Raw genomic sequence first — 6,238 nt, 5'->3', positions numbered from 1 at the left:
TCTCGGTTGGCTTCGCAACCCCGAGCTACCAAGAGGCCCTGTCTTCATGCCCGCCGCCAGCTGCGACCACCCGATCGAGACTCTCGTTCGACGCACAACCCTCACGATCGGAACGACAACAGCTACTAAGGCCATCGGACGACGCTGGGAGCGAGCCAAACGGGTGCACGAGGCCGTGAGTGATGAGTTCGCTCGGCGAACCACGTAGCGCGGCGGGTCATTCAACGACAATGGTCCCGGCGCCAGGGGAACTTGGCGCCGGGAGCGCGCCTCACGGGTGATGCGTGGCTGCGCGACATGGCAACCGCACGGTGAACTCGCTGCCCGTTTGCCGGTTGGCCGCGCGAATCGATCCGCCCATGAGATGGGCGTTCTCCTGAGCGATGGACAGTCCCAGCCCGCTGCCTTGGGAACGAGGCCGCGGGCTCTCGGCCCTGAAGAAGCGTTGGAAGATCAGGGGCAGAGCGTCCTCCGGAATGCCCCTGCCGCTGTCCGCCACCGTGATCTCGAAGTCCTCGTCGGGGCGAGGAGCCACCGTGACGGTCACCGGTGGCGCTCCGTGTTTCAGAGCGTTGGTGACGAGGTGCGCCACAACAAGGTCAAGGCGTCGGGGGTCCAGATACGCCTGGATGAGGTGCGGGGCCCGGAGCGTGACCGTGTCCCTCGGCTCCTGGGCACGGATCAGGGCGCCGACCCGGGCGGTGATCTCCACCTCCTCCGGTGCCACGGTGGCGAGGCCGGCGTCGATCCTCGCCAGGTCCATGAGCCCTTCGACGATCTCGTTCAGTCGGTGTGCTTCGTTGGACACGAGGCGGACCGAGGGCCGGAACTGCGGGTCCAGCCGTTCGGCTTCCTCCGCCAGCACGTCGGTCACGGCAGTGATCGCCGTCAGCGGGGTGCGTAGTTCGTGCGCCATGTCCGCGAGGAACCGTCTCAGGGTCGGGTCCACCGATGTCCTGACTGGCTCGGCGGGTGGCAGGTACGCGTGGTTGGGGGTGAAGGGCACGGTGCCCAGGGCGTTGCGGTCTCGGCACTGCGGCTGTGGCCGGTTCGCGGCCTGTAGGGCGGAGCCCACCGCACCGAAGACCTCGTTGAGCGTCAGCGTCTCCCCCGCACCGGGCACCCCGCCGCGCAGCACCTCGATCAGTTCTCCGGTGAAGGCCGTGTGCCTCTCTCCTGGTGGCGCCAGCGCCACGGCGTTCTCCGCGGTCGCGGCCAGCAGATACGTCCCGTCGATCTCCGCCAACCCCAGCCCTTCGGACATCGAGCCGAGCATCCGGCCGCTGTAGCAGCAGTCCAGCACCACGATGCGCCGTGCGGCGGGGCTGGTCAGCAAAGCCCGCCGGACCCACTCGTACGGCACTGCCGTGTCGTACACCTCCTGCGGATGGCTGTCCCGCACGGCCAGGTACAACTCACCGGTGCCCGGGTCGATCAACCCGTGACCCGCGTAGTAGAAGACCAGTGTGTCCGACGCGTCGCGCGCGGCGAGTCTGATCGCGTGCGAGACCGCCGGTGCCGCATGCGGTTCGCGCACGACCACGCAGTGGTCCTCGGGCAGCTCCCACATCCCTTCAGCGGTGAAGAGCTCACGCAGCACCGCGACATTGGCCGCGACCGCCGGAAGGTCGGTCAACTCGGTGAATCGGCTGGCACCGACCAACACCACCCGCGAACGCTCCCGGTCGGGTAGCCCGCTCACGGCTCGGAACGGTTATCGGGCAGGACGCCGAGCGCCCTCAGGGTCCGCTGTGCTTCCTCCGTGGATGTCCCGCTCACGGTCACCTTCAGGCCGTCTGCCCGCTCGACGATCACCGTGGTCCCCTCGTGCCGACGCGTACCGCGCCACTGGGCAAGGGTCACGGCCAGCGACGCCGCGCTGAACCCTGAGCCAAGGACGAGGGAAATGACGTCCAGAGCCCCGCCCATGCTGTCGGGTCGTGACGGTGCCGAAGCACGCAACTCCACCTGCGCGCCGCGCCGCGCCTCGGGGTCAGCCAGCAGCCATGTGTGAAGCGATCGGAGCTCCTCCTCCGCCGTGTCCCCCTCAACGGTCAAGGTCACCCGCACTCGAACCCCCTCCCGGCGCCCATGCGAACGGCAGCTTAGACCCAGCTCGACATCCCGAACCAGGTCGGAGTCGGCCGGCCGTTCCTCACCGACCGCCGCAGCCTGTTCGGACGTACACAGGCGTGAATCACCCAAGAGGATGAAGTTCGCGACTCAGTGTCGATCACGGCACGCGCACACGAGCAACCCCTCAATTGCGGACATACACTCATAAACAGGAGTAGATGATCAAGGAATCGTCTACGGAGATCTGCGCACTGACATTGTCCGCGAAGGGGAAATGACCATGGAACACGCCAGCATGCTGAAGCTGTCGGAAGTACTCACCACGCTCGACATGAGCCGGGCCGCCTTCTACCGCATGCGGTCTCGGGGGCAAGGACCCCGCCTCCACAGGCTGCCCAACGGGCACCTCCGCGTCCGGCGCAGTGACCTCGACGCCTGGATCGAGGGCCTGGCCGAGACCACTGTCTGACTCCTCCTTCACCCGCCGATGGCGCTCGGCCGCGCGGAGCGTCGTCTCAGAAAGGAAAGGCGCCTACTTTGGGGCACACGTTCGACGTCAAGATCTGGGCTGTCCGGCAGAGAGCCGGCGTGAGACAGAAGTCCGCTGAGCTGCGGTGGAGGACCGGGAATGTACCTCCCCACTCAGAGACGTTCCGTACCAAGACGCTCGCCGACAACCGGCGAGCCGAGCTGCTGGTCGCCCTCCAGCGCGGAGAGGCGTTCGACGAGGCGACCGGGCTTCCCCTGTCCGAGCTCCGGCGGCTGCGGGATGTGAGCTGGTATCAGCACGCGCGGAACTACATCGAGATGAAGTGGGACCGGTCCTCTGCGGGGACGCGGAGGACGCTGGCGGAGGCGATGGCCACCGTGACGCCCGTGCTCGTGCAGGACACCAAGGGGATGGCCGACCCGCAGGCGGTGCGCACCGCCCTGTACGGGTGGGCCTTCAACAAGAGGAGATGGGAGGAGGAGACGCCAGCGGACGTGGCGGCGGTGCTCAGGTGGTTTGAGCGCAAGTCGCTTCCCACCTCGGCTCTGGCCGACCGGATGGTCGTGCGGCGGGCGCTCGACGGGCTCACTAGGAAGCTGAACAGTGAGACAGCCGCAGCCTCGTCCATCCGCCGGAAGCGGGCCATCTTCCACAACGCGCTGGTCTTCGCAGTCGACGCGGATCTGCTGACTGACAACCCGCTGCAGCGGGTGAGCTGGACGCTCCCGGAGCCGGTTGAGGAGGAGGTGGATCCGGCCTCCGTGCCGAGTCCCGATCTTGCCGCGCAACTGCTGGACGCGGTGGGTGCTCAAGGGCCGCGTGGGAGGCGGTTGGTCGCCTTCTTCGGGTGCATGTTGTACGCCGCCGCGCGGCCAAGTGAGGTGATCCCCTTGGGGCGCCAGGGTTGCCGGAGCCTGCCTCGGCGTGGGTGGGGCCTGATTGCTCTCCAGGAAACCCGGGCGCGTTCCGGGTCGGCGTGGACGGACAGCGGTGAGGCGCACGATCGGCGTGGGTTGAAGAAGCGGTCGCGTAAGGCCGTGCGTCTGGTGCCTGTGCCGCCCGAGCTGGTGGCGCTGCTCCGGTGGCACATCGACGCCTACGGCTACGCGCCGGACGGTCGGCTCTTCCGCACGATAAGAGGTGGGCTGGTCCAGGAGAGTGGCTACGGGGAGGTGTGGGCTCGGGCGCGGGCGAAGGTTTTGCCGCCGGAGCTCCTGCACACCTCGTTGGCGAAGCGGCCGTACGACCTGCGGCACACCGCTGTGTCGGTGTGGCTGGCGTCCGGGGTCGATCCACAGACGGTCGCCAAGCGGGCCGGGCACAGCGTGGCCGTGTTGTTCCGGGTGTACGCCAAGTTCATCAACGACAGCGACGAGGCGGCGAACGCCAGGATCTCCGCGCGGCTTCGGCAGCGCGGGTGAGGCCCGTAGAGGCCTTGTTTCTGTCCACAAATAGGCCGCAGACGCTGGTCAGGAGGTGATTCGCGGCGAGACATAAGCGGACATAGAGCCCATATTGGGCGCGGAGTGTTCGAGGGGAATGACGAAGCCCCTGCTCCGCGTTTCCGCAGGTCAGGGGCCGTTTGGTGCAGGGTGGCGGCGCTAGGATTCGAACCTAGGAAGGCTGAGCCGGCAGATTTACAGTCTGCTCCCTTTGGCCACTCGGGCACACCGCCTTGTGACGACGTCAACGATACCCGATCGGGAGGGGTGCTCCGCCACCGGGTAATGGGGGTGGGGAACGGTGGGGTGAGTCATAGGCTGTGCGGCGAGGTAGCGGACGAGCGATCTGTGAGGAGTCCCGTACACATGGCTGACTCGAGTTTCGACATCGTGTCCAAGGTTGACCGGCAGGAGGTCGACAACGCGCTCAACCAGGCGTCGAAGGAGATCTCCCAGCGCTACGACTTCCGTGGCGTGGGTGCCGCGATCGCCTGGTCGGGTGAGCGGATCGAGATCCGGGCGAACGCCGAGGAGCGGGCCACGGCGGTGTTGGACATCTTCCAGTCCAAGCTGGTCAAGCGCGGCATCTCGCTGAAGGCGTTGGAGTCCGGGGAACCGCAGCCGTCGGGGAAGGAGTTCCGGCTGTACTCGACGATCAAGGAGGGGATCTCGAGCGATGACGCGAAGAAGGTCGCGAAGCTGATCAGGGACGAGGGGCCGAAGGGCGTCAAGGCGCAGGTGCAGGGGGACGAGCTGCGGGTGAGCTCCAAGAGCCGGGACGCGCTGCAGGAGGTGCAGCGGCTGGTGAAGGAGCGGGACTTCGACTTCGCCCTGCAGTTCGTCAACTACCGCTGACGGACCGGAGGCCCCGGGGGCGCGACGAGGGCCCCCGGGGGGACATCAGGTGTGGAAGTCGCGCTGCCACTGGTGCCTGGCCAGCACGGCGAGTTGGTCGGGGGTGAGCGGGCGCCCGTCGCTCGGGGCCGCGTTGCGTTCGACGTTGCGCACGGTGCGCATGCCGGGGATGACGGTGGAGACCTCGGGCGCGCTGAGCACGGACCGCAGCGCGTGGGCGGCGATCTCGTCGGGTGCGATGCCGAGGTCGGCGACGATCGCGGCCACCCGCCGTGCCACCTCGGCGGGGCGGTCGTCGCGGAAGTAGTCGCGGCGGAAGTCGGCCTCGGGGAACGTGCTGTCGGCGGTGATCCGGCCGGTGCGGCCGCCCTCGTCCAGGGCGACCCGGACGATGACGCCGACGCCGTGTTCCGCGCAGGCCGGCAGCAGGGCGGTGGCTGGCGACTGGTCGAAGACGTGGTAGATGACCTGCACGGTGTCGACGACGCCGCTGCGGACGAGGGCGAGGGCGTCGTCGGGCTGGTGGTCGTTGACGGAGACGCCGAAGAGGCGGATCGTGCCCTCGCGCTTCAGCGCGGCGATCGTCTCCAGCCAGTCGCCGCGGCCGACCCACTCGTCGCTCCAGACGTGGAACTGCAGCACGTCGAAGTGGTCGAGGCCGCTGGTGCGCAGGCTGGTCTCCAGGCTGGCGCGGATGTGCTCGCCCGGGAACGTCTCGGCGGGGTCCAGGCCGTCGGGCGCGGGCCACCGGCCGTTCTTCGCGCGCCGTGGCCGATCTCCGACACGGACAGGCCGCCGCGGCCCAGTTCGCGACAGCGCACGTTCTTCCTCCACAGGCCGTCGCCAGGGACACGGCGACGATACCCGGGAGGGTCAGTGACGGAAGCCCTGGACGGGTGGCCGCGGGGCCGCCGCGGCGGGCTCGGCCGGGGCGGCGCCCGGCAGGTCGGACTCGATGGTCCAGTGCCGGGGGTTGACCGCGATCGGGATCATCTTCAGGTGCTGGACCGCGGCCAGCCAGGCCACCAGCGTGACCGCGAAGAACAGGCCGAGCAGCAGGTGCAGCGCCAGCACCCAGATCCCGCCGACCAGCAGCCACAGCAGGTTCCGCGGGTCGTACCACGGGCCGGGCTCGGGTCCGGGGACCGGGGCGCGGCCGAACGGCCACAGCACGTATCCGGCCATCCGGAACGCGGCCAGGCCCCAGGGCAGGGTGACCACCAGAAGGCAGCAGATCACCCCGGCCAGCGCGTAGACCAGGGCCATCCACAGGCCGGAGAAGATCAGCCACAGCACGTTCAGCAGTGCGCGGAGCACCGGGCGGTCCGGCTCCTCGGTCCGTCCCGCGGTGTTCGCAGTCCCCGAGTACGCCATG

The 6,238-nt window shown here is 68.6% G+C and carries 7 protein-coding genes and 1 tRNA gene; 3 read left to right on the top strand and 5 right to left on the bottom strand.

From position 1 onward, the window contains the following. Nucleotides 1–271: 271 nt before the first annotated feature. Together ABGB06_RS35980 and ABGB06_RS35975 are read right to left on the bottom strand one after the other, a co-directional pair. The gene (locus ABGB06_RS35980) at nt 272–1,702 is read right to left on the bottom strand and encodes an ATP-binding protein (protein ID WP_347598623.1); all 1,431 of its coding nucleotides are present in this window, start codon (nt 1,700–1,702) and stop codon (nt 272–274) included. Continuing rightward, on the bottom strand, nt 1,699–2,064 hold the full coding sequence (locus tag ABGB06_RS35975) for a hypothetical protein (RefSeq protein ID WP_347598620.1): 366 nt from the start codon (nt 2,062–2,064) through the stop codon (nt 1,699–1,701). The genes ABGB06_RS35980 and ABGB06_RS35975 overlap by 4 nt, the downstream gene beginning before the upstream one ends. A 292-nt stretch (nt 2,065–2,356) precedes the next feature. On the opposite strand from ABGB06_RS35975, the gene ABGB06_RS35970 reads away from it, so the two are divergent. Further along, nucleotides 2,357–2,545, top strand: a complete 189-nt coding sequence (locus tag ABGB06_RS35970) for a helix-turn-helix domain-containing protein (protein WP_347598617.1) — start codon at nt 2,357–2,359, stop codon at nt 2,543–2,545. Between the two features lie 68 nt (nt 2,546–2,613). Further along, a complete protein-coding gene (locus tag ABGB06_RS35965; RefSeq protein WP_347598614.1) occupies nt 2,614–3,987 on the top strand; it encodes a site-specific integrase in 1,374 nt (457 codons plus the stop codon). 172 nt (nt 3,988–4,159) lie between these two features. On the opposite strand, the gene ABGB06_RS35960 is transcribed toward ABGB06_RS35965, so the two are convergent. After that, nucleotides 4,160–4,241: transfer RNA gene (locus tag ABGB06_RS35960), tRNA-Tyr, on the bottom strand. A 133-nt stretch (nt 4,242–4,374) separates the two neighbouring features. Here ABGB06_RS35960 and ABGB06_RS35955 point away from each other — a divergent pair. Beyond that, nucleotides 4,375–4,863, top strand: coding sequence for a YajQ family cyclic di-GMP-binding protein (locus ABGB06_RS35955; protein ID WP_347598611.1), 489 nt, complete (start codon nt 4,375–4,377; stop codon nt 4,861–4,863). A gap of 45 nt (nt 4,864–4,908) precedes the next feature. On the opposite strand, the gene ABGB06_RS35950 is transcribed toward ABGB06_RS35955, so the two are convergent. Both ABGB06_RS35950 and ABGB06_RS35945 read right to left on the bottom strand, forming a co-directional pair. Continuing rightward, nucleotides 4,909–5,697, bottom strand: coding sequence for an aldo/keto reductase (locus ABGB06_RS35950; RefSeq protein ID WP_347598608.1), 789 nt, complete (start codon nt 5,695–5,697; stop codon nt 4,909–4,911). A gap of 39 nt (nt 5,698–5,736) precedes the next feature. Continuing rightward, a complete protein-coding gene (locus tag ABGB06_RS35945) occupies nt 5,737–6,237 on the bottom strand; it encodes a YccF domain-containing protein (RefSeq protein ID WP_347598605.1) in 501 nt (166 codons plus the stop codon). Between the last annotated feature and the right edge of the window lies 1 nt (nt 6,238).

Origin of the sequence: Streptomyces sp. B6B3 (genome assembly GCF_039871525.1) — a bacterium.
GTDB lineage: Bacteria > Actinomycetota > Actinomycetes > Streptomycetales > Streptomycetaceae > Streptomyces.
The sequence above is the reverse complement of the archived record's forward strand: the minus strand, read 5'-3'. Positions and strand labels throughout refer to the sequence as shown.